The sequence below is a fragment of the Bifidobacterium asteroides genome, from assembly GCF_009683175.1.
GTDB classification, from domain to species: domain Bacteria; phylum Actinomycetota; class Actinomycetes; order Actinomycetales; family Bifidobacteriaceae; genus Bombiscardovia; species Bombiscardovia asteroides_H.
The window spans coordinates 169,989-194,290 of record NZ_WKKW01000004.1 but is presented as its reverse complement, the minus strand read 5'-3'; the positions used below and the strand labels follow the sequence as shown (position 1 = coordinate 194,290).

The following is a 24,302-nucleotide window of genomic DNA, read 5'->3' as shown; positions in this document are numbered from 1 at the left end:
GCCTACATGGTACGTGAACGAGCAGACTTTTCTGAACGTTTTCTTGCAGTGTGTGTTCGCTCTTGTGAGAAAATGCGAGGGAATTGTCTGCTTGCAGACAGGAATTTCCGCCGGGGGTGCCGATGAGGGCTCAATGACGGTAGCATTGTCGAAAACTGCAACCATACTGGACTTGTCCGAGAGCGTTGAATCGTCGCTTCCGGACATCCGTGGCAGATACAGCATACATATATATAAGGAGTCTTATGGCACAGGGTCCCGTCCTGGTGGTCGATTTCGGTGCGCAGTACGCCCAGCTGATCGCTCGTCGAGTCAGGGAGGCGGGGGTCTACTCCGAGCTGGTGCCTCATTCGATGAGCCTGGATCAGATGCTGGCCAAGGATCCAAAGGCGGTCATCCTCTCCGGCGGACCGGCCTCCGTCTACGTGGACGGGGCGCCGACCATCGACAAGAGGATTTTCGAGGCGGGTGTGCCCGTGCTGGGCATCTGCTACGGCTTCCAGGTCATGGCCCATGAGCTGGGCGGCGAGGTGGACAAGGCGGCCCTGGGGGAGTACGGCAAGACCGAGGCCTTCATCGACAGCGCCAAGGGAATACTGCAGGATTCGCCGGCGCGGCAGGATGTATGGATGAGCCATGGCGTCGCCGTCAACCGTGCGCCCGAAGGCTTTGAGGTTTTGGCGCATACCGAGGGTGCTCTGGTGGCGGCCATGCAGGATCCTTCCCGGGGGCTGTACGGGGTCCAGTGGCATCCCGAGGTCACCAACACCCCTCTGGGGCAGGACCTGATCGACCGCTTCCTGCATCAGTGCGCCGGACTGCCGTCGGATTGGAACGCCTCGGGTATCATCGAGCAGCAGGTGGAGAAGATCCGTCGCACGGTGGGTGACGACCAGGTCATCTGCGGCCTGTCGGGCGGCGTAGATTCAGCCGTGGCGGCCGCTCTGGTCCACCGGGCCGTCGGCGACCAGCTGACCTGCGTCTTCGTGGATCATGGGCTCTTGCGTAAGGGGGAGGCCGAGCAGGTCAAGCATGATTTTGTGGCCGCCACTGGCATCAAGCTGATCGCCGTGGATGCCTCGCAGGACTTCCTGACTGCCCTCAAGGGCGTTTCCGAGCCTGAGCGCAAGCGCAAAATCATCGGCGAGAAGTTCATCCGCACCTTTGAAAAGGCCCAGCGGCAGGTGATCGAGGAAGCCGGCAAGACCGGCAAGGAGGTCAAGTTCCTGGTGCAGGGCACGCTCTATCCGGACGTAGTCGAGTCCGGCGGCGGAGACGGAGCGGCCAATATCAAATCCCACCACAACGTGGGCGGTCTGCCCAAGGATGTCAAGTTCAAGCTGATCGAGCCCCTGCGCACCCTCTTCAAGGATGAGGTCCGGGCCATCGGCACCGAACTGGGCCTGCCTGACCAGATCGTCTGGCGTCAGCCTTTCCCGGGCCCCGGTCTGGGCATCCGCATCATCGGCGAGATCACCCAGGAACGCTTGGAGACCTTGCGTGAGGCCGATGCGATTGCCCGTGAAGAGCTGTCCAAGGCTGGGCTGGATCGGCAGATCTGGCAGTGCCCGGTGGTGTTGCTGGCCAATGTGCATTCAGTAGGTGTGCAGGGCGACGAGCGTACCTATGGTTCGCCGATCGTGCTGCGTCCGGTCTCTTCCGAGGATGCCATGACTGCCGACTGGACCCGTCTGCCCTACGACGTGCTGGCCACCATCTCCACGCGCATTACCAACGAGTGCCCGGGCATCAACCGCGTGGTCCTGGACTGCACCTCCAAGCCTCCGGCAACCATCGAGTGGGAGTAGGCTGATAGGGTTTTGACCTGCATTTTTGAGTGCCGCACTGTGCCGCTGAGTTTCGTTTCGTACGAGAGTCATGGCAAAGCCGCCAGCGATGTTGGTGAGTAAATACGATAACCGAGCCTCCGTTCCCGCGTTGGGACGGAGGCTTTTTCTTTGTCGTTTTACTCCCTTTCACCTGCGATTTCGCAATTTACTCCCCCGTGTTTCAAGACGGCAAGGCACGGTGCGGCATTCGGAGGAACGGGAGTAAGGATTCATCCCAAGTGAGTAGACGCGCGATTTTTGTCTCCGAGAGCCAAACGGGGCCGTTTCGGGGCCTGTGAAACTCAAATCGAACTCAATAGGCTTTTCGGCGGTCTTCTCACAGCGTTTTCCCAGGTGGTTAATGGGGAGTAAAGAATCTCGCCGCCTCAATGAAAACGGGAGTAACCAGGGGAAATGCCGCGGCGTACTGCCGCGTGCCGCCGTGTAAGCCACCGCGTCATTTACTCCCCAGGTGCGCCGGAAATGCCTTGGCATGCAATGGGGAGTAAAAACTCAGCTTACGCAGGCCCGAGCGGCGCTCGCCGCCTGGTCCACCGTCCTGATTCGGTTGCGTTGATCGCGAAATGCGGAGAGCCGCTACAGCGAGGCTTTCCAGTCCTCGTATTCGTCGGCGTCGATCTTGCCGTTTTCGAGCTGCGCGCGCTTCTCTGCCCACAGTTCGATCGCCATCGCGGCTTTGGGCGCGTGCGGCGCCTTGGGGTTCAGGGAGAGGCCCGTGCCGTCGGCTGCGGGCACGATGCCGAAGGAGTCCTCGAGCCGCACGAGCAGCGACATGAGGTCGCCCGCAGTCTCGACGCCGTAATCCTTGAGGGCGTTGACGGACACGCCGAGCGCCGCGGAGATGGACTCGAGCAGCTCGGGCTTCACGGCGCGGATGCCGCTCTCGTAGTGGCGCACGGCCCCCTCGGTCAGGCCGACCGCCTCGGCGAGCTGCGCCTGCGTCATGCCGCGCGACTTGCGGTACCGCCTTATGTTCTCGCCTACGGACATGAGCCCTCCTCCTGGAATTACGTACCAGCACATCTTATCAGCGTACGCAAATGTACGCAATTCTATTGACAGTACAGATATGTACGTTTACTCTGAATCTGTGAAACGTACGTATCCGTACGCCATTGATTGGAGGAGCCATGGACGAGAAGGTGGCGAAGACGCCGAGGCCGCACATGCTGGACGCCGACGAGGTCGCGGAGCTGCTGAGGATCAAGAAAGGCAGCGCCTACGAGGTGATCAGGAAGATAAACGCCGAGCAGGAGGCGCGCGGGCGCGTGGTCATCCGCGGGCGCGTTCGAAGCGACGTCTTCGACGCCCTGTACTTCCCGGAGGTGGACTGACATGCCCGTGTACAAGGACGACGGCAACGGCACGTTCTACGTGCAGTGCTACTACCGCGACGCCCGCGGCTCGAAGCGCCACAAGACGAAGCGCGGCTTCTCCTCCGAGGTGGAGGCCGCAGTGTGGGAGAGCCAGTTCAAGAGCCTTAACGGCGGGGCCATGGACATGACGTTCTCCGAGTTCGTCGAGGTGTACGCCTCCGAGGTGAAGCCGCGCATACGCGAGCACACGTGGATCACCAAGGAGTACATCATCAACGACAAGCTCGTGCCGTTCTTCGGGGACATGCGCATGTGCGACGTGAGGCCGATCGACGTCATCAGGTGGCAAAACGAGCTCACCGAGCACCGGGACGCCGACGGGAAGCCCTGGGCACCGACGTACCTGCGCACAGTGAACAACCAGCTCAACGCCATCTTCAACCACGCCGAGCGCTACTACGGCCTCAGCGACAACCCGGTGCGCAGGGTCGACAAGATAGGCTCGAAGAAGGGCGGCGAGATGCAGTTCTGGACCAAGGACGAGTACCTGAGGTTCAGCGAGGCCGTCATGGACAAGCCTCTCTCATTCCACGCCTTCGAGCTGCTTTACTGGACGGGCATACGCTGCGGCGAGCTCCTGGCGCTCACGCCGTCCGACTTCATGCTGGAGAGCTCGCGGCTGCGCATCAACAAGTCGTACCAGAGCCTCAACGGCGTTGACACCGTGACCGACCCCAAGACGCCCAAGTCCGTGCGCACGATCGTCATGCCCGCCTTCCTGCGCGACGAGATGGCGGACTTCATCGAGATGCGCGACGACGTCGCCCCCGACGAGCGCCTGTTCGCCGTGACCAAGCACTTCCTGGCCCACGAGATGGAGCGCGGGTGCAAGGCGTCGGGCGTGAAGCGCATCCGCATACACGACATACGCCACAGCCATGTGAGCCTGCTGATAGAGATGGGCTTCTCCGCGCTGGCCATCGCCGAGCGCATGGGCCACGAGGCGGTGGACATCACCTACCGCTACGCGCACCTGTTCCCCACGAAGCAGGACGAGATGGCCGCCGCGCTCGACGGGGCGAGGGGGTAAGAAGGATGCCGTGCGAGAACAGCGCCCGCAAGCGCAGCAAGACGATGGCGTTCCGCTGCACGCCCGAGGAGCGCAAGCTCATATGCGAGATGGCAGCCTGGAGCGGCATGAACAGGCAGGACTACATCATCGCCAAGCTCACCGATACCCAGGTCGAGGTGAGGCCCTCCGTGAGCGTGCAGAAGGCACTGAGGGACTCGATGGCGGAATTGGCCAAGGAGGTGCGGCTGGCGGCCTCCTACGGCGAGCTGAGCGAGTCCCTGCAACAGAGAATTGAGCACGTGATGAGGTTCTTCCTAGCGCTCGGCGAGCCTCTTGACGCGCCGACGGAAGAGACATCGCCACGAACTACGTTTTTGGAAGAGCCGGTTCCATCCGTCATCGATGCGGGTTCCGACACCGCAAGCATCTTCGAGATGGGACGCAGGTAGGGCCTAGCGCCAGACCTCCAACGCCTTGTCCGCAAGCCATTCGGCGCGATCGGCGATATCGCCCTCGTTCCAAGACTCCTTCTCTAGGGCGCCGGCCATGGTCGCAAGGCCGGCGGCGCAGAGGGCAAGGCCGTCCTTGTATCCCTTTCCCTGCTTCTTGGTGGGCCAATCGGCATCGCGGATGGAGGCGTTGAGCGAATGCGTGATGATGGCGAGGTTGCCGAGCGTGAGGAGCTTCCGGTCCCTTCGCGTGGCAGCCTCATCGTCGAGGGCTCCCCATTTGTTGCGCCACTTCTTGGGCATCATGTGCTCGAGGGTGTACTGGTTGAACCCGAGCAGGGCCGTGCTGCTCATGCCCGGACGAATGGCGCTTTCCAGCAGATAGAGGACGCCCTTGGACTGGAGGTTGTACAGACACGATTCCTCGAATGCCGCTCGAACCTCGGCGTCGCCGGGCATGTACGTCGTCGCCTCGTCATTGGCTTCGAGAGCCTTCCTCAGCGCCTCCGCGTCCTTCACCTCGTTCAAGATCAGCGAGGTGAACAGCCTGTTGTAGTTCTTCGTGGTCGCCTGAACCAGCATTCGGCGGACGATGTAGCTCTCAAGCAGGGCGTAGATCTTAGATTCCTCGCTCGAAGACTCCGCGTTCTTTCGAACGTAGAGCACGTACGGGATGAGCGTCGAGTTCTTGAGGCCGAATATCAGCACGTTCAGGCGCTCGACGCCGGAAGCGGAGGGGATGTCCGCGTCGCAGTAGCCAGGGTCGAACGTGGACTCGAACGCCTCGGCATACGCCTTCATGTTGTCGAGAATCTCGACCTTGTCGCCGTTGCAGTACCTGCCGATGAAATCCTTGTAGGACTGGAAGAGGTTCGAAGTACGCGAATAGAAGAGCTTGTCCTCGGTCGTGACGCCACGCCTCTTGTCCTGGACCAGAATCTGGAGGAACGCGTCGAAGAAGAGGTCGACGAGCGTGCGCTTGATGCGCCCGGTAACGATCTCCTGCTTCCCAATACTCCCTCTTCTCAGCCGTGGGCTCGAAGACGTCTTCCCAGCACTCCTTGAACGCCTGCTCGTTCTCGCGGTTGAAGAAGTAGTTCTTAAGGAGCTCCGCCGTCGTCAGGCGCACCCCGAGCGAGTTGATGGTGTCGAATATCTGCTGCTCGTCCTCGCCCTCGGTAAGATCGATGCAGACGAACTGGACGTTCGACTTGATCGTGTTCCTGTCGACCTTCTCCGGGTCGATATTCTTGAGGAAGTAGTTGTAGGCAAGGACGATGGCCGAGGAGCCCTCGAGGGGTTCGCAGCCCGTGGCGCTGACGACCTTTTCGAAATCCTGCCGGTCGTACTTGCCGTGCCGCAAGGCGACATCGCCGGTCTCCAGGACGAAATCTCGCTCAAACAAATTGTTGGTGCCGTTTTTTGCACAGAGTGCCTTGAAGAAGATGACCATGGTCGTGAGTCGCTGCTGGCCGTCGATGACGGTGCGAACCTCGGAGACCTCGGACCAGGTGTTGCCGGAGGAGGCCTGCTTCAGGATGATGGAGCCCAGGAAATAGGGCCGCTTCGAGGCCGTGACGAACTCCATGTCGCCGAGGAAACGCTCCCATTGCTCTTCTCCCCAGACGTACGCCCTTTGGTAAAAAGGTATTTCGAGCAGGCGCGATCCGTTGAACACGCCGCTTATCGTTGCTTTTCCTGCATCCATCCTTAAAGCCCTATCTATCCTTTGCGGTTATTGCTGGCGGGGTCAATTTTATCAATACGCTGCTTGACCCTTTAATGTTCCCGGTCCTTGCCGTCTTCTCCCCAGAAGGTGCTCGAAGATGATGCGCAGGTCCTCGTCATCAAGGCAGCCGCCCTCGAGGCAGCCACGGTCGATGGTATCGATCATCGTCTGCCCCTTCTTCTTCGAGCGGTCGTAGATCACTGTGTCGAGGGATAGCTCCCTGCCGTCGCGCGTGAACATCTCGTGCATGAATTCGGCACTGTTCGCTTGACTTCAATCGCGTACCGCGTGCTCGAGCGGGCCGCTTCCCCTCGATATGGCGACATCCCAATGCTCGCAGTTAAGCAGAAGAAGTCGGTTCATGAACTCGACGCCCGAAAAACCGAGTCTCGCAAACGGCGGAAATAGAGGGTCATCTGAAAAGACCGCAGCATACTCACTGCTCAACGGCATATACGCGAGATGAAAATCGTACGAGTCGTCCTCGGGCCCGATGATGAACATAGGCATCGACGTCGTAACGAACCCTGAGCCGACGGGTGCCCTAAGGATGGAGAAGCTCTTCTCAAAAAAAGCCTTTCGAATACGGTTAACTGGCACAATATCATCGTTGGAGAAGAGCATGGTTGCGGCGGCGGCAAGCTCGACCACCGCTTGGGAATCCCCGCGCCAATCCGACCAATCGAGCAAGCCGAGCTCATAGGGTGTCAGATGAACGTTTCTGAGCAGCTCTTCGGCAGTCTCGCGTGACCATTTCTTGTCGACGCGCATACTGATAGGGTGCCGGACGATGATATTTGCTGCCAGCTCGCAAACGGCGGCTTTCCCATCAGAATACCCTTCGTCTTCGCACTGGTCTTCTTTCTGGCGTTCCAAAAAGCGATCGTAAAGCGGCGCGATGCGGCTCTCGAGCTCAGATAGCTTAACCTCGATGAGGTTCTGCGCATAGAATCTGTCTGTCGCATCGCCTGTCGCATCGGCATGCTCGACCTCATAAAGATCGCGCATGCTGCAAAGGTTCTCGCAATTCGTGCGGAAGAAGGAGCCCTTCTGTCTGCTGTAGGCATGAAGCTGCCCGGAGGAATCCGCGAAATGGCGCAGGTAGAACCGCGGCACCCAGTGCTGCTTTCGCGTCATCTTTCCGGGCAGCTTCGACATCCTAAGCCTTCACCGCCTCGTATTGGTAGGTCGTGCGCACGTTGTAATGGAAGTCGTTTCCGAGGTCCAGCGCCTCGAAGTGCTTCTTGGCGCAGCCGATCTTGATCTTCTCCGCGTCGCGCAGGGCGGGCTCGCCGTTCTTGCCGCCCTTGGTCTCGGTCACGAAGTACACGCGGCGCTCGCCGTCGGCCTCCTCGACGTACGCCCAGTCGGGGTTGTAACTGCCGAGCGGCGTGTCGATCTTGAACGCCGAGGGCAATTTCGCGAACACGAGAACCTCCTCCTGCTTGTCTAGAGCCTCGGCAAAGGAGCGCTCGACCCCCGCCGAGTCGTAGACCACGTAGTTGTACAGGCTCTTGCTCGTCATGTCCGGCTTCCACGCGTTCTGCCCAAGGTAGGCCGTGTAGTCGTCAAGCTCGAGGTCGCGCATGGTGTACCACTCGTCCTCGGGAAGGCGCACGTACTTGATGCCCTGGGCGATGAGGTCGTTCTTCACGCGGTTGATCTTGTCGCCGACCTGCGCGAGGAAGGTCGCGGGGTCGATCTCGAACTCGTCGAGGCGGCTGCAGCCCTCGAGGATCGCCTTGATGGTGCCGCGGGTGAGCCCGACGGCGTCCTGCAGCTCTGCGATCGGGTCGGGAAGGTCGTATTTCACCTTTCCCGAAACGGACACCACGGAGGTGCCCGTGCCCTCGGCGCTCACGCCCGCGTCGTCGATGCCCAGCGAGGCACGCTCGCTCGTCACCTGGGGCGGGCGCACGGCGAGCATGCCGTCGACAGCTTCGATGGCATGTTCGATGAGCTTGCCGGAGTCGACCTCGACCTGGAAGCGCGTGCGCTGGCGGATGCGGTCCCACAGGGCCTGGAACGCAGGGTCGAGCGTGACGTCCTTCTGCAGCTCGACCGAGACCTCCTTGGCCTTGTCACGGATCTGGACCCTCTGGGACTTGTGGATGATGATCGCCTCGACCTGCTCCTTGGCAGGCTCGAGCTCGGCGGGGAGCTCGACCTTGCCCTCCTCGGCGGCCGCCTTCAGCTCGGGCGTCACCGCGCCCTTGTCGTCGACCATGCCGGTCGCGACGAGGTGGTCGTAGACCTGCTTGGACTTCTCGTAGCCCAGGCGCTCCTCGACGCCATCATCGCCCTTGACCGTGACCTTCGTGAAGCTCTCCGGAGTGATGACGCCGAACTTGAAGTCCTCAGCCTCAAGCTCCTTCTGCAGGCCGTTGGCGAAGTCGTCGTAGCTCTCGTTCGCGATGACGGTGAGCACGTTCGCCTCTGGGTCGTACAGGCGCTCGCCATCCTGGTTCACGCACAGGCGCAGACCGCGGCCGATCTTCTGGCGCTTGGTCAGGTTGTCCTTTGTCTCGACGAGCGTGCAGATCTGGAACACGTTGGGGTTGTCCCAGCCCTCCTTGAGCGCGGAGTGGCTGAAGACGAAAGAGACGTCCTTGTCCGCGTCCTTGCCGTCCGGGAAGGAGATGAGCGTCTCCTTCTTCTGCATGATGAGCTCGAAGGCCCCGGCGTCGTCGGCGGTGCCGGCGGCTCCCTTGGAGTCCTTGAACTTGCCCTTCTTGTCCTTGGCGAAGTATCCCTGGTGCACGGCGTGGGGGTCGCGCACCAGCGGGGCGCCGACGGCTTCGTAGCACTCGAGCCACGTGCCCTTGCCGATCCCCGCCGCCTTTGCGATGCGACGAGGCGCCTTCGAGTTCAGGGCACCTGCGTACTCCTCCTCAAACATCAGGGCGTACAGGCCGCCGTGGACTTCGGGCTCGTAGACGCGGTATCGGTCGACGCGGTCGATGAAGAAGAGCGAGAGCACCTTCACGCCGCGCGGCCACAGCTCGAACTGGCGGGCCAGGTGGTCCTCGATGGTGCGGCGGATCTGCGCGCGCTTGACGACCTCCTCGTTGACGTCGCCCAGCGCCTCGCCGAGCTCGAGCACCTCGCCGTTCTGGAACTCTATGAACTCGTCGCCCACTGCGGCGCCGATGTTGTTGACCACCCAGCCGCTCTCGTAGTCGCTGTTCTCGCCGCTCTTCTGGTAGAGGTCGTTGCCGGTCTTCACCGTGACGGCCTTGCGCTTCTGCGTGCCGTCGGCCTGGCGCACGTCGATGGACACCTTGGCGGAGAACGGGTCGGACTTGACGGACTCGAGCCTCACGTACGCGCCGTTGAGGTTCGCCTCGGCCTTGATCGAGTCCACGCAGATGCCCTTCACCAGGTGGCGCTCGAAGGCGTCGACCGGCGTGAGGCGGTAGATCATGTTGTAGGCCTGCTTGTGCGTGGCCGAGTAGCGCAGCACGAACAGCGGGTTCAGGCTCTTGATGGCGGCCTTGGCCTGCTTGGTGTTGTCGACGCTCTGGGGCTCGTCGATGATGACGACGGGCTTGCAGGCGCTCACGAGCTCGCGAGGGCTGAAGCCGCCGGTGAGCTTCTCGCTGGGACGGTGGAAGAGGTTGCCCTCCTTCGCGGTGCCATCCTTCTCGAGGCCCTTGTTGAACGCGTCGATGTTGATGACCATGACCTGGATGGAGCTCGACGTGGCGAAGTTACCCACCGGCCCCATGTCCTTCGAGTCGTACACGAAGTAGTCGAGCGGCGTGCGGTCGTAGAGCGTCTCGAAGTGCCTGCGGGTGGTCTGGAGGCTCTTGAGGACGCCCTCGCGGATGGCCACGCTCGGCACGACGATAACGAACTTGGTGATGCCGTAGCGGCGGTTTAGCTCGTAGATGGAGCGGATGTAGACGTAGGTCTTGCCGGTGCCGGTCTCCATCTCGACGGTGAAGTCTCGCAGGCGCCCATCGGTGAGGACGTCGGTTGCCGGGAGGCAGCCCTCCTCCTGCACGGCGTGCAGGTTGTCGAGGAGCTGGCCCGGCGCCACGCGAAGCTCGTTGCCGTGGCCGACCATGAGCTCGCCGATTGCCGTCTGGCCTTTGCGGCCGGAATCGGCGGAGAATACGCTGCCAATAAATTGTTGTCCGCGGAACAGGTCGCAGGTTGCTTCGATGGCCTCCAGCTGGTGCTGCTGGTCGGATGAGAACTTGAACTCGAGCGCCGCCATGCTAGACCGTCCTCAATTCGATCTCACAGCCCATGCGCTCGCCGGCGTGCTTGAAGATCTGCACGGCGTTGAGCTTGAGGGTGTCGTCGAGGACGGAATCGAGGATGAGAACGCGCCTGGGCTCCATGTCGGCGATGGCCTCGAGCGCCTCAATGGTGAGGCCTCGGGACATGCAGCAGACGAGCTCGTCGCAAGCGACGGACCAGATGGGATAGCCCGCGGCTTCAGACTTCTCGACGGGCAGCGTGAGCTCGAGGCCCCATTTGAGCATCATCTCGAAGACGATATCCATATCGGAGCGATCGGGCTTGACCACGTCGAAGAGGAGCTGACCGGGCTCGGGCTTCTCAATGCCGGACTCATCGAGCTCGAACACACGGAAGCCGATGTCGGGAAGCTGCTTGGGTCCCTCGCCAAGCTTGAGTTGACGGTTGGATTCCTCGAGCTCGGTTTTGATTTTGTCGCCTGCGCGGCGAATGCGTCCTTCGCCTATGTCGCAGAGAGTCTCATACCCGTCCTTGTAGGCGTCGCGTTTCGGGTCACAAGGCTCTGGAAGCTGGACAAGGATAAACTGATAGCGATCATCTTTTCCGAGCTCCTGCAGGAACATGGCATGGGCGGTCGATGCTGAGCCTGAGAAAAAATCAAGCACAATATCACCCGTGCTTAAATGCTCATGTACGGTAAAGAAGCAAGCAACCGAAAACAATAGATAGACCGCCAGCACTACACTATTCCGAACCAAAGACCAAAAGATAAGCATTTTGAGAAAATCTAAACTTTTGGATTTTCCTACAATGCCGACTACGGCGGAATCCCTCCCACTCCTTATATATTTCTTTCTGTATACATTGAATTTGTATTTAGTAAAATGCAGACAACACCACGGATCGGCTTTTGGCTGGACAATTCCAACCAAACACCGCAGCAGACAGTAGAAACCATTCTGAACGTTAGGAAGCCGGTATGATTGTTACATATAAGGGGAAGAAAAATTTCTTTTAGATACTTGTTTTCCTAAAACTGATGTGATATAATAATTCAAGTCCAGAAAAGGAGTAAAAAATATGCGGCAAGGTATTCTTAAATAAAACTATAATCAAATAGTGGGAACAAAGGATTATGATAGTCCATTTTGTAGGGGCTTAGTTTTTTGTACCCAATTTAAGAATACTTTTGCCTTATCAATTTTGACATATCCCCAAAAACAGCACTCACAAACAGGTGTATGCTGCATATGTGTATGTCCGCAAATTATCATCCCCAGTGGTAAAAGTATTTTACTGCTGGGGATTTTTATGCCCTTCGGGGCAGTAAAGGGAGGACAATCACATGAAAATAATCAATATTGGAATTCTTGCCCATGTAGACGCTGGAAAGACGACCTTGACGGAGAGCCTGCTATATGCCAGCGGAGCCATTTCAGAACCGGGGAGCGTCGAAAAAGGGACAACGAGGACGGACACCATGTTTTTGGAGCGGCAGCGTGGGATTACCATTCAAGCGGCAGTCACTTCCTTCCAGTGGCACAGATGTAAAGTCAACATTGTGGATACGCCCGGCCACATGGATTTTTTGGCGGAGGTGTACCGCTCTTTGGCTGTTTTAGATGGGGCCATCTTGGTGATCTCCGCTAAAGATGGCGTGCAGGCCCAGACCCGTATTCTGTTCCATGCCCTGCGGAAAATGAACATTCCCACCGTTATCTTTATCAACAAGATCGACCAGGCTGGCGTTGATTTGCAGAGCGTGGTTCAGTCTGTTCGGGATAAGCTCTCCGCCGATATTATCATCAAGCAGACGGTGTCGCTGTCCCCGGAAATAGTCCTGGAGGAAAATACCGACATAGAAGCATGGGATGCGGTCATCGAAAATAACGATAAATTATTGGAAAAGTATATCGCAGGAGAACCAATCAGCCGGGAAAAACTTGTGCGGGAGGAACAGCGGCGGGTTCAAGACGCCTCCCTGTTCCCGGTCTATTATGGCAGCGCCAAAAAGGGCCTTGGCATTCAACCGTTGATGGATGCGGTGACAGGGCTGTTCCAACCGATTGGGGAACAGGGGAGCGCCGCCCTATGCGGCAGCGTTTTCAAGGTGGAGTATACAGATTGCGGCCAGCGGCGTGTCTATCTACGGCTATACAGCGGAACGCTGCGCCTGCGGGATACGGTGGCCCTGGCCGGGAGAGAAAAGCTGAAAATCACAGAGATGCGTATTCCATCCAAAGGGGAAATTGTTCGGACAGACACCGCTTATCCGGGTGAAATTGTTATCCTTCCCAGCGACAGCGTGAGGTTAAACGATGTATTAGGGGACCCAACCCGGCTCCCTCGTAAAAGGTGGCGTGAGGACCCCCTCCCCATGCTGCGGACGTCGATTGCGCCGAAAACGGCAGCGCAAAGAGAACGGCTGCTGGACGCTCTTACGCAACTTGCGGATACTGACCCGCTTTTGCGCTGCGAGGTGGATTCCATCACCCATGAGATCATTCTTTCTTTTTTGGGCCGGGTGCAGTTGGAGGTTGTTTCCGCTTTGCTGTCGGAAAAATACAAGCTTGAAACAGTGGTAAAGGAACCCACCGTCATTTATATGGAGCGGCCGCTCAAAGCAGCCAGCCACACCATCCATATCGAGGTGCCGCCCAACCCGTTTTGGGCATCCATCGGACTGTCTGTTACACCACTCCCGCTTGGCTCCGGTGTACAATACGAGAGCCGGGTTTCGCTGGGATACTTGAACCAGAGTTTTCAAAACGCTGTCAGGGATGGTATCCGTTACGGGCTGGAGCAGGGCTTGTTCGGCTGGAACGTAACGGACTGTAAGATTTGCTTTGAATACGGGCTTTATTACAGTCCGGTCAGCACGCCGGCGGACTTCCGCTCATTGGCCCCGATTGTATTGGAACAGGCATTGAAGGAATCAGGGACGCAACTGCTGGAACCTTATCTCTCCTTCACCCTCTATGCGCCCCGGGAATATCTTTCCAGGGCTTATCATGATGCACCGAAATACTGTGCCACCATCGAAACGGTCCAGGTAAAAAAGGATGAAGTTGTCTTTACTGGCGAGATTCCCGCCCGCTGTATACAGGCATACCGTACTGATCTGGCCTTTTACACCAACGGGCAGAGCGTATGCCTTACAGAACTGAAAGGGTATCAGGCCGCTGTCGGCAAGCCAGTCATCCAGCCCCGCCGTCCAAACAGCCGCCTGGACAAGGTGCGCTATATGTTTCAGAAGATAATGTAACGTCTTGCGCAATGCAAGCGTTCATTGCTGGCTATTGCGAAATATCATTGATAAAATCAGTATCAGAGAGGAGAAACTATTTTGAACCAGGAACAGACGAATAGAACCGCAAGCAGGACTGTTATATCTGCGGCAGCTACAAGAAGCGTACCCGTGACTGTACGGCACACTTTATCCGCACCGACCTTTTGACGGCGGGCGTGCTTTCCAATCTCCGGCAAGTGACGGAATACGCCGCCAGGCATGAGAGCCGCTTTGTAAAGCTGCTCATCCAGCAGAACGAAATCGGCGGCAAGAGAAAGACCGCCGCAGCCACGAAGCAGCTTGAACAGGCCCAGACACGCATTGCCGAAGTGAACCGCATTATCAAGCGGCTGTATGAGGACAATGTAAGCGGCAAAATCAGCGACGAGCGTTTCATGGAGCTGTCGGCGGACTATGAGCAGGAGCAGCGGGAACTGAAAGACCGGGCTGCCGCTTTGCAGGAGGAACTTTCCAAGTCGCAGGCCGCCACCGTCAACGCCGAGAAATTCATGGGGATTGTGAGAAAGCACCTTGCTTTTGAAGAATTGACCCCCACCCTCTTGCGGGAAATGATTGAGAAAATCGTCGTGCATGAGTGCAGCTATGACGAGAACGGCACCCGCAGGCAGGACATTGAGATTTATTACAGCTTTGTCGGCAAGATAGACTTGCCGGAAGCCTAACGCCTGACCTATCCGACACAGCCCTAAGTGCCGGATAGGAACGGCAAAATTTTTTACACTTCTATTACTTCTTTATCGCACATTAGCAGATTCGCAAGGGTTATCAGGCGCTGAAGTAGTTTCGTCGGTTTCGGTCCATCGAAATAGCCCTTTCCGTCAAATAGAGATACGAGCTCCTTGGCGCCTTCCTGGCTGTGACCCACTTCTTTGTAAAACATGATTGAAGTTGGAGCCATTCCATCATATTTGAGCTCTGTTAGGAAACGCTTGATGCAAGGGACGCTGTCGCCGTTTGGGCCAAACCAAATGCGGTTATCCTGGAGTCTCTCGCGAAACGCGTTTCGCGAGAGCCTCCAGCAGCGTCCTGCTGGAGGCTCTACAACACGCCCCGAGGGCGTTGTGATTGGATAGTCGGAATCTGGGCTGTAAGTCTTTACACTGAGGTCGCTTGGCTTCCAAACGCCTCGAGGGTCGTTGTCTGGATTCTTGTAGCGGGCGTTTGCCTCGTCTGTTCTCGGCAGGCGTCCAATCACAAAGCGCTCAATGGATTTGGCGTATACGAGAACATAATCATGGCTATTTGAAACGTATTTGGCGTCATTCTTGGGCGAGTAAGCTCGTTCCCAGATTAGCTGAGAAACGAAATTTGCCTCTCCGAACACCTCGTCACAGAGGATGCGCAAATTGCGGTCTTCGTTATCGTCAATCGAAATGAAAATGACGCCATCGTCGGTTAGGAGCTCTCGAGCCAGTCTCAACCTAGGGTACATCATCGAGCACCAGTCGCTATGGTAGCGGCCACTTGTGTCGGCGTTGGACTGGCCGGCGAGTCCCGCCTGCTCCTTATAGTTATCGACAGAGTTGCCGAAATTGTCCTTGTAGACAAAGTCGTGACCCGTGTTGTAGGGTGGGTCGATGTAGATCATCTTGACCTTGCCGTGGTAGCCGCGCTGTAGGAGCTTCAGCACCTCGAGATTGTCGCCTTCGATATAAATGTTGTCCGAGTCGAAGGACCCATCCTCTCCATCGCGGCTGCGGCTTTTCTCGATACGGGGACGCAAAGTAGCAGTGCTGGACATCTGCGACTGGCGGATGGCATCGGCCTTGCCGGGCCACGTGAACGCATAGCGCTCCAGGCCCTCGTCTACCTCGTCGCCAAGCTCCAGCCGCAGTTTGTCGAAGTCGATTCCGCTCTCGGAGAACACTTCGGGCATCAGCTCCTTGAGCTTATTCAGGCGGTCGTCAATAAGACTCTCCGATTCAAGAGTCATCTTTTCTATCTCGCCCATGAGGTCTCCTCCTAGGAAAGTTGAGATTTGATTAGTTGAACTATGTAGGGCATGGCGGCAATAAAAACGTCGGTGCCCTTGCCGGCAAGCCAGCTCAGGAGTTTGTCAAGCTTGCTGCCCCGTTTGCTTTTATCTTTTGTGTTGAGATCGCCCATCATCCCTTTGAGCAGCGTCTTCTCGTCATCGGAAAGCGTTGTCTCTGGCAATTTGTCAATCTGTTCAAAGGTTGCCTCTAACGTGACCTGTACGTTGCTCGTGGCGGATGCCGTGAGGCTGACGCTAGCGCCCTGCGCTTCGGCGATTTTCAGCTTACGGAGCTCCTCATCACGGAAATGCTTCAGTTTGTCGATACGTAGTTGCGTCTGTTCATCGTTGAAATCATTGCGATTGGAAGACCCATAGGAATAGGAGGCTAGTCCGTCCGTGTAGGAGTCGTAGCCCCTCGCGTTTGCGTAGACGTAGTCGATTGAGTCGTATACGGCTTTGAGCTCGTCGTCTTTCACGCCCTCTTCAAGAGCTTGCTCCAGTCTCCTGATATGCTGCGTTATAGTTGCGCAGAATGCGGCACCGAACGCTTTGTCGTCTGAGTCTTCCCGCTTTAGGCGCAGCTTCTGGAGAATCATCCCTAGGTCGCTTTTCGAGTAGCGAAATGAGCTTGAGGAATTGATATATTTTAAAGCCTCGGGGTTAGTGTAGTCGAGGTCGAAGACCTGCATGATTTCACGGCAGAGCGCATCAACATCCTCATCTGCAGCATCACTCAAAAGGCGCGCCGCTCGCAAAATATACTCATCTAGAACGGCCATTGCAGATCTCCTTTATCTCATCGGCGACCGCCCTCAGGCGTCGCTCCTCTTCCTTCATTTCCATCCTCAGCTTCGCGGACTCGTTGAGCGTTATGTCCTTCGACCGCCGCTGCTCCTTCAGCCGCTTGACGGAGGCTCCCATCTCATCGTAGCGCGACGTGAGGGCGATCAGCTTTTCCCGGTCTCGAGCGGGGCATACGGGGTAGAACCCCAGGCCGCCAATCGCGCGGGACAGCGCTACGGTGCGCGACAGGTCGACCAGGTACTCCCAGAGGTCGCCCTGCGAGAGCCGCCCGAATGCCAGCGCGCCTAGGAAGTCCGCGTATTCTGAACGGCCAGGATCGAACGCGCCCGTCGACTCGACTCGGTCGACGACCGTCGCGCCCTGCTCGGCCTGGCTCCTCCGCGTGAGGGCGACCGATATGCACGCGCAGCCGCCCGCCTCGACCAGGAGCACCGTCGGGTTCGGGAAGCACTTGTGCACGAGCTCCGCCACCTCGGCCACCGCCATGGTCCCGGCTGTCATCTCGCAACGGAGGAAGACGACGCTCTGCACGTTGCGCTCGTCGTCCTCGTACGGCGGGATGCGCGTCGTGGACTTCTGGACCGTGGCGAAGTGCTCGAGGCGCGCGACCTTGTCGAGCCTCTTCTGCTCGGTCTTGGTGAGCATGGCCTGCTTGACGAGCACCGTCTTGGGAATGCGGCGGCATCCCGCGAGCGCCGCTTCGGGCAGGCGCAGGATTCCGTTCCAGTCGATGCCGCTCATCGCAGCACCGCGAAACATACCAACGAGTAGTCGTTGAAGCCCATGACGGTGCCGCTGCCGACCTCTCCCAGGCTGAACAGGCTCTCGATGCCTTTGTCCTGCTGCGTTCCGGTGATGGCCGCAACGACATCGTCAAGCAGGTCGGTGTAGGCGTCCATCCTCGTCCCGTCGCGGGTCTCGCGGTTGAACTCGCGGCACAGCTTAGCGATGGGCTCGGGATGCCCAGAGCAGACGGCGCGCATGATGTCGAGCGCCGGCTTGGGCTGGGTGTGCTTCGTCATGACCTCGCCGTCGGCCGACACGTACACCACGTAGTACGGGAAGACAGGGTTCGTGTCCCTGGGATCGTTGCCCTCGTCGTTCTGCTTGAGGCAGAAGACCACGCCTGGCTTCACGTCGCTGCGAAGCTCGTCGGGGATGGGGGCCACGGCGTGCAGTCCCGCCGGCGAGTTCTCCAACGCGCCGGGATGCTCCTTGGCGTAGCGCTGGAGCTCCACGCGGAAGTCGTCGAAGGCGAAATCCGTGATCGAGATGCCGCCCGAGATGTCCTCGAGGTCGAGCACCTCGCTCTTGAGCTGCTGGAGCTGCCGGCGACGGTACTTGAGGTCGTTCATCTCTCCATTGCCCTTGGCCTCCAGCACGTTCTCCTCGCCGGTTGCCGACGCGTCGAGCAGCGCCATGCGCCCCTTCACGCGGCCCTCGAGCTGGATGTACTCGTCGAGCGCGATGTCCGGCCAGAAGTTGACCAGCTGGATCTGGGAGTTCTTCGATCCCAGGCGGTCGATGCGGCCGAAGCGCTGGATGATACGCACGGGGTTCCAGTGGATGTCGTAGTTCACCAGGCAGTCGCAGTCCTGCAGGTTCTGGCCCTCGGAGATGCAGTCCGTCGCGAAGACGACGTCGATCTCGCCGAGCTCCCGCTGGCTCTCCGGCAGCTCCTTTGAGACGGGAGAGAACCTCGCGAGGATGTTCTCGAAGGTGGTCCTGGGAAGCTTCAGCGAGTAGGTCCGGTTGGAGCTGCCCGCCACCTCGGCGCACTCGATTCCGAGCTCGCGCTTCAGCCAGGGCGCCAGCTGCTCGAAAAGGTACGCCGTCGTGTCGGCGAACGCGCTGAACACCAGCACCTTGCGGTTGCCGGGGTTGTACGGCTCGCTGACCTTGCCCGCGATGAAGTCGCGCAGCTTCACGAGCTTGGCGTCGCGCTCGGGCGTCACCGCGTCGGCATAGGTTAGCAGGGCCCGGAGCACCTGGATGTCGAAGTCGAGGTCCTGGCCCAGGCGCAGGGCGTCGACGTCTCGCAGGTCGACTCGCACCTTGCCGCCGGCCTCGAACTCCTCGGCATCGTCGTCGTCGAACCCGTCCTCGAGGCCCTCGGTGCCGTAGGCGACCCCCGACGCGTCGGCGTCGAGCCTCGCGCGCAGGTCGACGCAGCCGTCGAGGATTCGTCGCAGCGTGATGCGGAAGCTGTTCACGGAGGACTCCATGCGCTTGAGGACGTTGACGCGCATGAGGTTGGCCACCGCCGTCGTGCGGTGGACCTGGCTCTCGAAGTCCTTGCCCCACGTGTCCCCGTAGCGGTCCTCGTACTTGCGGCGCTGGTCGGCGCGCACGTAGGAGAGCACCTGGTACTGGGCGAACGTGAGCTGGGCGATCATGTCGTTGAGCACGGCAATCGGCGGCAGCTCGCCTTCTAGGTCAATGGGCGTCTGAAACGACAGGGGCGGCCGGCGCGCCGGGAAGGTACCGCTCGCGGCGCCGTAGTACTTCGTGATGTGCTTGCGGCTGCGCGCGATGGTCAGCACGTCGAGCAGCTTGAAGTAGTCGGCGTTCACCGCGTTCACGAAGCTCTCGGTCGTGCGCTCGGAGTCGGAGAGCTTGCTCCACTCGTTGAACCTCTGCTGGGCGACGCGCGTCACGTGGGTGATCGACGGGATGCCATCGGTATCGGCGAGGTACGCGTCGTCTCCCTCGGTGATGAGCTCGATCTGGTTTCGCAGGTCGAGCAGGCGGTTGTTCACCGGGGTGGCAGAGAGCATGAGCACCTTCGTGCGCTGGCCCGACTTGATGACGTCCTCGATGAGGCGCGTGTAGCGGTCGGTCTTGTCCGCGTCGGTGCTCTTGTTCCTGAAGTTGTGGCTCTCGTCGATGACGAGGAGGTCGAAGTGGCCCCAGCGCAGGTGCTCGAGGTCCACCTCGCCGCTCATGCCGTGGTAGCGCGACAGGTCGGTGTGGTTGAGCACCGTGTAGCTGAAGCGGTCGTCGGCCAGCGGGTTGCGGTCGTCGTTGTCCTGCGTCCACAGGGTCCAGTTGTCCCGCAGGCGCTTCGGGCACAGCACGAGGATGCGGTCGTTGCGCTCCTGGTAGTACTTCATGACGGCGAGCGCCTCGTAGGTCTTGCCCAGGCCCACCGAGTCGGCGATGATGCAGCCCTTGTACTTCTCCAGCTTGCGGATGGCGCCCACGACGGCGTCCTTCTGGAAGTCGTAGAGCTTGCTCCAGACCACGGACTCCTCGAACTTGAGGCCGGGGCGGATGCCGTTGTCCTCGTCGTCCTCCATGAAGTCGCGGAACAGGTGGTACAGGGTCAGGAAATAGATGAACTCGGGCGGGTTCTCGCGGTAGAGCGTCTCGACCTGGGCGGCCACCTGCGCGGTGACCTCCTCGACCATGGCAGGGTTGTCCCAGACCGACTCGAACATCATCTTGAGGCCGACGGCCTCGGTCGCGTTCTCGAAATGGCTCACGCAGGTCACGGTTCCCGGACGGCGCTCGTAGCCGAGGCCCTCCTGCGTGAAGTTCGCGGCGGCGCCCATGAAGGCGTGGTCGTCGCCGGATGGGTTCTCCACCACGTAGGTGCCGCCCGGCTGAATGGCGCCGGACGTCTTGGCGGACTTGAAGACGCCCTTCTCGCGGATCCACTCGGCGCATTCGCGGGCGAGCGCGCGTTGGTTTAGGTTGTTGCGCAGCGTGAGCTCGAGCCCCGAGCCGCCGACGCCGACCTCGCGCGCGCGGCGGGCTACCTCGAACTCGCGCGGCTCCTTCGAGTCGGCCATGCGCTTGATGAAGGTGGGCTCGCTGAACAGGAAGCGCACCTCGTCGACCTTGGAGAGCTCCTCTTTGAGCTCCCCGTAGGCGAACACGGTGAAATACGAGCTGATTATCGACAACTTCGCGCCGTCGTCGATGGATTCGCCGAGGGCGTCTCCCAGGCGCTCCGCGCCGACGTTGCTTAGCGACTTCACGCCTCTATGCCCCCTTTTTCGCGAGCTCTTCGATCATGCAGGTGCGCACGAAGGCGGAGAAGCTCATGCCCCGCAGGGCCGCCTCCTCCTTCGCCGCGTCGCGCAGGGTGTCGGGGATGCGCAGGGTCACGGAGACCTGGTCGCCGTCCACCAGGAAGCTTCTGATCTCGGTCTCGTCGGGATTGCTCTTGATGAGCTCCTTGTAGCTGTCGGGCATCTGCGCTCCCATCGCTCGAAATGCAATACAAATGCGTTTGCAGCATTATAACGCGACGGCACGCGGCGGCACTGGGAATGTGAGGACAGCCGATGTCCAGGCTTTATATGAGCGCGGACGGCGATGGACGCCCTGATAGGGCTTGGATGGCCGCTTTCGTTCGGGTCCTCATCTCTCGTTTTCGCGAGGTTTGGCGTTTGCCCATTCCTCGGCGTAGAGAACCTCGTTCTGAGCCTCCAAGATTCGCGCGGCGTCGCCGATGCGCTCGGCGCACCTCTCACTTATCGACTTCAGGGCCAGAATCCCCTCGACGTCGAGCGGGTCCAGCTGGTCGGCATGCGCCAGGGACTCGAGCAGCTGGTCCAGGCCCCTCGCCAGCCTCCCGGCATCCGCCACCGCGTCGAGCAGTTCGAGGCGCTCCACCTTCTCTTCGTAGCCCAACATCAGCTCGTCTCCTTCTCTCAACGGACGTGTCGCGCAGCACCGTAGCCGTTCCGCGCAACGAAAGCCTCACCGCCAGCGATCTTGTGCGCACATCGGCCGCAAGCGGCACGGGAAAGCCGTCCGTCCCGACTCATGCCGCGGCGCCGCGACTCGGGAACCCGCCTCCGTCCCCGCCACGACGTCGTCGTCAATCCCCGCGGGAGCCCAGCAACCGCCGATGGGCCGCATCCCATGCCCGGAGGGTCTCGGCGCCCACGCCGGATTCCATGCCGCACGCCTGCGCCCCTTTGATCCGAATACCCGCCCCGGCGCTCCTTGGACGCGCAGGGTCGCACGCCGGCAGGCGGCCAGCAAGGGCCGCGACACTTTTTCGGGTTCTTCGCCCCATGCGCTCCGCGCGCGAACAACGCGAAAAACTGCCGTCGGGAGACTTCTATTTCCATGCCCGACTTCGCTTCCTCCCTTGCAGGCACGCCCGCGCTGCATGCGACTCACGCGGCGCAAGGCACGCCACAGGGGCGGGCCTCAGAGTCTAAGGAGCAAGACATGAACGACATGAAGGAAAAGGCGATGGGCGCGGTCAAGGCCTTCCTCGAGCGCAAGGGCTACGAGATCGTCGACGAGGCCTGGCAGGGACCCGAGGGCATCGGCGGGATCGACCTCGTGGCGGTGGACGAGGACGGGACCCTGGTCTTCGTCGACGCCACGGTCCGGATCGGGACGGACGGCTTCCCCGAGGCCCACAGGGCGCGCGGGCTGCGCGAGGCGCTGGCGGCGAGGTGGCTCGCCGGCAACGGCGACGACTACGCCGACACCCCGGTCCGCTTCGACGAGGTGGCGATGATGGTCGTCAAGGAGAACCGCGCACTCCTTCGCCACCACATCAACTGCTTCGGCGAGATGGAGCCGCTCTCCTAGGCGGCGCGCCCGGCCCTGGGCTCCCGGGGCCGGGCTTTCCCCCGAAACCGGCCCCTGTACCACGAAAACGTACATATACGTACGTTTTCGTGGTACACTCCGCTTGTCGGACAAATCCGTACGGTTTTGTCCCGACGATCCGAGACTCGGGGCGCGCCGGACCGGATGCGGCGAGGCGCGCCCCACGCTAGAGAGGACGCGACCCATGCGCATGATAGCCATTGTCAATTACAAGGGCGGCGTTGGCAAGATGACGACCGCCGTGAATCTAGCGGCTACCTGCGCCGCCCGGGCCCTTCGGACCCTGCTCGTCGACCTCAACCCGCATGTGCCGGCCACCGAATCCTTCGGCGTCTACGAACGGGTCGTCTCCGAGCGGCGCGCCTTGGTCGAGCTGCTCTACGGCGGCGCCCCCGTAGAGGAGGTCGCCTAAGCCATCGCGGAGAACCTCGACGTGGTGGCGTCGACGATCGACCTCGTCGACCAGAATGAGATGCTGCTGCGCGAACAGCGCCTGAAGTCCGTCCTCAACGACGTCTCGGGCTCTTACACTGTCTGCCTCATCGATTGCAGCCCCGTGCCTCCAACGCCTATCTCGCCGTTGCGGAGGGCGGCATGGTCATCATCCCCGTGAAGCTCGACTCCACCGTGATGTGCGGAACGGCGCTCACCGTTGAAGCGACGTGCTCCATCGCCGTCGCGCTGTGCATGCCCATGCCCCGCTGGCGGATACTGCGCACCTGCGTGCTCGGCCGCATGAACAACGCCTAGGCCACGGGTTAGTTCGTCCCGGACGAGCAGTTAGAGATAGTCATTTACGCGAGCAGCAAGGTCTGCGAGGGCAGCTGGTAATGGAAGCCGGTAGCGGCCTTCGAGCCGGGAAGTCGCCCCGCGCGCGACTACGAGGCGCTCGCTGACAAGGTGTTCCGTGAGCTTGCCCAGCCAGTGGCCACAGGCTTCACCATCACGGGGCTGCTCGACGGCGCCTCGCACTCCCTCGTACCTGCGGCCGCCATCGGCGCTAGCTCTTTCTGGGTGAGCCGACGATGCTGTTTCGCTCGATCCATGCGACGAGCTCGTCATGCAGCACGATGCCGTCGCGCTTCTTGCCGTTGATATAGCTGATCGGGAACGGGTCGTGGGGATCCTTGACGAGCCGGTACATGGCGTCGCGGCTGATGCGCTGCGTCGCGTACGCCTCGTTAGTGCAGAATATCGCGTTGGTCGATGCGATGAACCTAACCTGGCTCCTGCTAATGCTCTTGATTATGGTCGTCCTCGAACTCCTTTCGTCTCGAGGCTCCCTCACGTGCTCGGCCGCGGGCGGCTCTTGGGGCGGTCGCTGCCTTCATTTCCTGCTGTTCCTCGACTCGAGGTGGGTGTCCACAGATGCCCTCGATACCAGGAGTTTCCTGCCGAGCATGTACGAGTCGATCTCTCCTGACCAGATGAGGTCGTTCGCCTTTTTTCGGTTCGCCCTCATACACCCCTGCATTTCGATTAACGTCATCCATTCATCACAGCTCTGGTTGCTCTCGGGTGCGGTGCATTCGACTGTCTGCAACATGATTCCTCCAATCTTCCCGTGCAGCACAGCGCATGGCACCGTGTGTTTTTCGTCTGTGCGATGATTGAACCGCTTGGAAGTGTGCGGCGCAACTGGTGGGAGCGGAGACAGGTCGAGGTCGGTCGAGCTGGTCGGGCCTTCGTGAAACAGCCATGAGGCGCATACCTTAGCTGGCAGCTAAGTCTCTGAAAAATAAAAGGCGTCCCATGCGGGCGTCTGCCTGGTAGGCAGAGTTGTTCGGTCGTGGTCAGAATGCCCGTCTTCCGCAGTGCTGTTGTCCGGGGTCCGGCATCGGTGTGCGCCCTTTCTGTCGTGTTTGCTGCTGCGCGTTCTGCGCTCGACCTTGCGTACTGTTGGCCTGTTGCCCAGGCGCATTCAGACAAGTGGTATCCATCCGTTGAGACATGGACATTGCGGGAGGGCCGTCTGCGCAAGCTGTGGCGGACGAGCGGGCAT

Annotated in this window: 21 protein-coding genes and 2 pseudogenes; 9 read left to right on the top strand and 14 right to left on the bottom strand. The window is 60.0% G+C overall.

Features of this window, described 5'->3' with window-relative positions:
- The first annotated feature begins 245 nt into the window (after window positions 1-245).
- Window positions 246-1,808, top strand: coding sequence for a glutamine-hydrolyzing GMP synthase (gene guaA / locus GKC41_RS07065; RefSeq protein ID WP_154313563.1), 1,563 nt, complete (start codon window positions 246-248; stop codon window positions 1,806-1,808).
- A gap of 618 nt (window positions 1,809-2,426) precedes the next feature.
- On the opposite strand, the gene GKC41_RS07060 is transcribed toward guaA, so the two are convergent.
- Entirely contained in the window at window positions 2,427-2,840 is a 414-nt protein-coding gene (locus tag GKC41_RS07060) for a helix-turn-helix domain-containing protein (RefSeq protein WP_022349661.1), read from the bottom strand.
- Between the two features lie 140 nt (window positions 2,841-2,980).
- Between GKC41_RS07060 and GKC41_RS07055 the strand changes: the two genes are divergently transcribed.
- The 3 genes from GKC41_RS07055 to GKC41_RS07045 are packed head-to-tail and all read left to right on the top strand — an operon-like array spanning window position 2,981 to window position 4,687.
- Window positions 2,981-3,184 (top strand): hypothetical protein, encoded by a 204-nt coding sequence (locus GKC41_RS07055; RefSeq protein ID WP_006681531.1) that lies wholly within the window; start codon window positions 2,981-2,983, stop codon window positions 3,182-3,184.
- A gap of 1 nt (window position 3,185) precedes the next feature.
- The gene (locus GKC41_RS07050; RefSeq protein WP_022349660.1) at window positions 3,186-4,256 is read left to right on the top strand and encodes a site-specific integrase; all 1,071 of its coding nucleotides are present in this window, start codon (window positions 3,186-3,188) and stop codon (window positions 4,254-4,256) included.
- Between the two features lie 5 nt (window positions 4,257-4,261).
- Window positions 4,262-4,687: a plasmid mobilization protein gene (locus tag GKC41_RS07045; protein WP_022349659.1), complete on the top strand. Its 426-nt coding sequence runs from the start codon at window positions 4,262-4,264 to the stop codon at window positions 4,685-4,687.
- A 3-nt stretch (window positions 4,688-4,690) separates the two neighbouring features.
- Here the strand turns inward: GKC41_RS07045 and GKC41_RS08870 are convergent, their stop codons facing one another.
- From GKC41_RS08870 to GKC41_RS07020, 6 genes and pseudogenes are all read right to left on the bottom strand, one after another.
- Window positions 4,691-5,488 carry an HNH endonuclease family protein gene (locus tag GKC41_RS08870; protein WP_229281698.1) on the bottom strand — a complete coding sequence of 266 codons (798 nt, stop codon included), beginning with the start codon at window positions 5,486-5,488 and terminating at the stop codon, window positions 4,691-4,693.
- Window positions 5,489-5,834: 346 nt separating this feature from the next.
- A pseudogene (locus GKC41_RS09105) lies at window positions 5,835-6,395 on the bottom strand (DUF262 domain-containing protein); the annotation flags it as partial.
- A 51-nt stretch (window positions 6,396-6,446) separates the two neighbouring features.
- Complete coding sequence (locus tag GKC41_RS07035) at window positions 6,447-6,665, bottom strand: hypothetical protein (protein ID WP_022349657.1); 219 nt, start codon at window positions 6,663-6,665, stop codon at window positions 6,447-6,449.
- A 24-nt stretch (window positions 6,666-6,689) separates the two neighbouring features.
- Entirely contained in the window at window positions 6,690-7,574 is an 885-nt protein-coding gene (locus GKC41_RS07030) for a DUF4238 domain-containing protein (protein ID WP_022349656.1), read from the bottom strand.
- A 1-nt stretch (window position 7,575) separates the two neighbouring features.
- On the bottom strand, window positions 7,576-10,638 hold the full coding sequence (locus GKC41_RS07025; protein WP_033499421.1) for a type III restriction-modification system endonuclease: 3,063 nt from the start codon (window positions 10,636-10,638) through the stop codon (window positions 7,576-7,578).
- A gap of 1 nt (window position 10,639) precedes the next feature.
- Window positions 10,640-11,365, bottom strand: a complete 726-nt coding sequence (locus tag GKC41_RS07020) for a hypothetical protein (RefSeq protein WP_197702167.1) — start codon at window positions 11,363-11,365, stop codon at window positions 10,640-10,642.
- Between the two features lie 605 nt (window positions 11,366-11,970).
- Between GKC41_RS07020 and tet(W) the strand changes: the two genes are divergently transcribed.
- Together tet(W) and GKC41_RS07005 are read left to right on the top strand one after the other, a co-directional pair.
- Complete coding sequence (tet(W), locus tag GKC41_RS07010) at window positions 11,971-13,890, top strand: tetracycline resistance ribosomal protection protein Tet(W) (protein WP_000691721.1); 1,920 nt, start codon at window positions 11,971-11,973, stop codon at window positions 13,888-13,890.
- 107 nt (window positions 13,891-13,997) lie between these two features.
- Window positions 13,998-14,597: pseudogene (locus GKC41_RS07005) on the top strand (DUF4368 domain-containing protein); the annotation flags it as partial.
- Window positions 14,598-14,650: 53 nt separating this feature from the next.
- Here GKC41_RS07005 and GKC41_RS07000 read toward each other — a convergent pair.
- The 6 genes from GKC41_RS07000 to GKC41_RS06975 form a co-directional block, all read right to left on the bottom strand.
- Window positions 14,651-15,886 (bottom strand): site-specific DNA-methyltransferase, encoded by a 1,236-nt coding sequence (locus GKC41_RS07000; protein WP_197702168.1) that lies wholly within the window; start codon window positions 15,884-15,886, stop codon window positions 14,651-14,653.
- A gap of 11 nt (window positions 15,887-15,897) precedes the next feature.
- Window positions 15,898-16,692, bottom strand: a complete 795-nt coding sequence (locus GKC41_RS06995) for a hypothetical protein (RefSeq protein WP_033499420.1) — start codon at window positions 16,690-16,692, stop codon at window positions 15,898-15,900.
- Window positions 16,676-17,458: a DUF4391 domain-containing protein gene (locus GKC41_RS06990; RefSeq protein ID WP_033499419.1), complete on the bottom strand. Its 783-nt coding sequence runs from the start codon at window positions 17,456-17,458 to the stop codon at window positions 16,676-16,678. The genes GKC41_RS06995 and GKC41_RS06990 overlap by 17 nt, the downstream gene beginning before the upstream one ends.
- Window positions 17,455-20,700 carry a helicase-related protein gene (locus GKC41_RS06985; RefSeq protein WP_033499418.1) on the bottom strand — a complete coding sequence of 1,082 codons (3,246 nt, stop codon included), beginning with the start codon at window positions 20,698-20,700 and terminating at the stop codon, window positions 17,455-17,457. The genes GKC41_RS06990 and GKC41_RS06985 overlap by 4 nt, the downstream gene beginning before the upstream one ends.
- Before the next feature lie 4 nt (window positions 20,701-20,704).
- A complete protein-coding gene (locus GKC41_RS06980; protein WP_227561562.1) occupies window positions 20,705-20,917 on the bottom strand; it encodes a YlcI/YnfO family protein in 213 nt (70 codons plus the stop codon).
- Between the two features lie 168 nt (window positions 20,918-21,085).
- Window positions 21,086-21,361 carry a hypothetical protein gene (locus tag GKC41_RS06975; RefSeq protein ID WP_154313562.1) on the bottom strand — a complete coding sequence of 92 codons (276 nt, stop codon included), beginning with the start codon at window positions 21,359-21,361 and terminating at the stop codon, window positions 21,086-21,088.
- A gap of 546 nt (window positions 21,362-21,907) precedes the next feature.
- On the opposite strand from GKC41_RS06975, the gene GKC41_RS06970 reads away from it, so the two are divergent.
- The 3 genes from GKC41_RS06970 (at window position 21,908) to GKC41_RS08855 (ending at window position 23,050) form a co-directional block, all read left to right on the top strand.
- Complete coding sequence (locus GKC41_RS06970) at window positions 21,908-22,279, top strand: YraN family protein (RefSeq protein ID WP_096227021.1); 372 nt, start codon at window positions 21,908-21,910, stop codon at window positions 22,277-22,279.
- A 262-nt stretch (window positions 22,280-22,541) separates the two neighbouring features.
- Complete coding sequence (locus GKC41_RS08860) at window positions 22,542-22,712, top strand: hypothetical protein (RefSeq protein ID WP_324612086.1); 171 nt, start codon at window positions 22,542-22,544, stop codon at window positions 22,710-22,712.
- A 182-nt stretch (window positions 22,713-22,894) separates the two neighbouring features.
- On the top strand, window positions 22,895-23,050 hold the full coding sequence (locus GKC41_RS08855; protein ID WP_229281696.1) for a hypothetical protein: 156 nt from the start codon (window positions 22,895-22,897) through the stop codon (window positions 23,048-23,050).
- A 250-nt stretch (window positions 23,051-23,300) separates the two neighbouring features.
- Here GKC41_RS08855 and GKC41_RS08850 read toward each other — a convergent pair whose 3' ends face one another.
- Complete coding sequence (locus tag GKC41_RS08850; protein WP_229281695.1) at window positions 23,301-23,444, bottom strand: hypothetical protein; 144 nt, start codon at window positions 23,442-23,444, stop codon at window positions 23,301-23,303.
- Window positions 23,445-24,302: the final 858 nt, after the last annotated feature.

Bases quoted from the DNA above. Each gene is read 5' to 3' on its own strand.
- GKC41_RS07000 (WP_197702168.1), bottom strand. From the start codon at position 15,886: ATGGGCGAGATAGAAAAGATGACTCTTGAATCGGAGAGTCTTATTGAC.
- GKC41_RS08870 (WP_229281698.1), bottom strand. From the start codon at position 5,488: ATGAAGGCGTATGCCGAGGCGTTCGAGTCCACGTTCGACCCTGGCTAC.
- GKC41_RS08855 (WP_229281696.1), top strand. From the start codon at position 22,895: ATGGTCATCATCCCCGTGAAGCTCGACTCCACCGTGATGTGCGGAACG.
- GKC41_RS07030 (WP_022349656.1), bottom strand. From the start codon at position 7,574: ATGTCGAAGCTGCCCGGAAAGATGACGCGAAAGCAGCACTGGGTGCCG.
- GKC41_RS06980 (WP_227561562.1), bottom strand. From the start codon at position 20,917: ATGCCCGACAGCTACAAGGAGCTCATCAAGAGCAATCCCGACGAGACC.
- GKC41_RS06975 (WP_154313562.1), bottom strand. From the start codon at position 21,361: ATGTTGGGCTACGAAGAGAAGGTGGAGCGCCTCGAACTGCTCGACGCG.
- GKC41_RS07035 (WP_022349657.1), bottom strand. From the start codon at position 6,665: ATGCACGAGATGTTCACGCGCGACGGCAGGGAGCTATCCCTCGACACA.
- guaA (WP_154313563.1), top strand. From the start codon at position 246: ATGGCACAGGGTCCCGTCCTGGTGGTCGATTTCGGTGCGCAGTACGCC.
- GKC41_RS07050 (WP_022349660.1), top strand. From the start codon at position 3,186: ATGCCCGTGTACAAGGACGACGGCAACGGCACGTTCTACGTGCAGTGC.
- GKC41_RS08850 (WP_229281695.1), bottom strand. From the start codon at position 23,444: ATGTACCGGCTCGTCAAGGATCCCCACGACCCGTTCCCGATCAGCTAT.
- GKC41_RS06995 (WP_033499420.1), bottom strand. From the start codon at position 16,692: ATGGCCGTTCTAGATGAGTATATTTTGCGAGCGGCGCGCCTTTTGAGT.
- GKC41_RS06970 (WP_096227021.1), top strand. From the start codon at position 21,908: ATGAACGACATGAAGGAAAAGGCGATGGGCGCGGTCAAGGCCTTCCTC.
- GKC41_RS06990 (WP_033499419.1), bottom strand. From the start codon at position 17,458: ATGAGCGGCATCGACTGGAACGGAATCCTGCGCCTGCCCGAAGCGGCG.
- GKC41_RS07025 (WP_033499421.1), bottom strand. From the start codon at position 10,638: ATGGCGGCGCTCGAGTTCAAGTTCTCATCCGACCAGCAGCACCAGCTG.
- GKC41_RS07045 (WP_022349659.1), top strand. From the start codon at position 4,262: ATGCCGTGCGAGAACAGCGCCCGCAAGCGCAGCAAGACGATGGCGTTC.
- GKC41_RS07060 (WP_022349661.1), bottom strand. From the start codon at position 2,840: ATGTCCGTAGGCGAGAACATAAGGCGGTACCGCAAGTCGCGCGGCATG.
- GKC41_RS07055 (WP_006681531.1), top strand. From the start codon at position 2,981: ATGGACGAGAAGGTGGCGAAGACGCCGAGGCCGCACATGCTGGACGCC.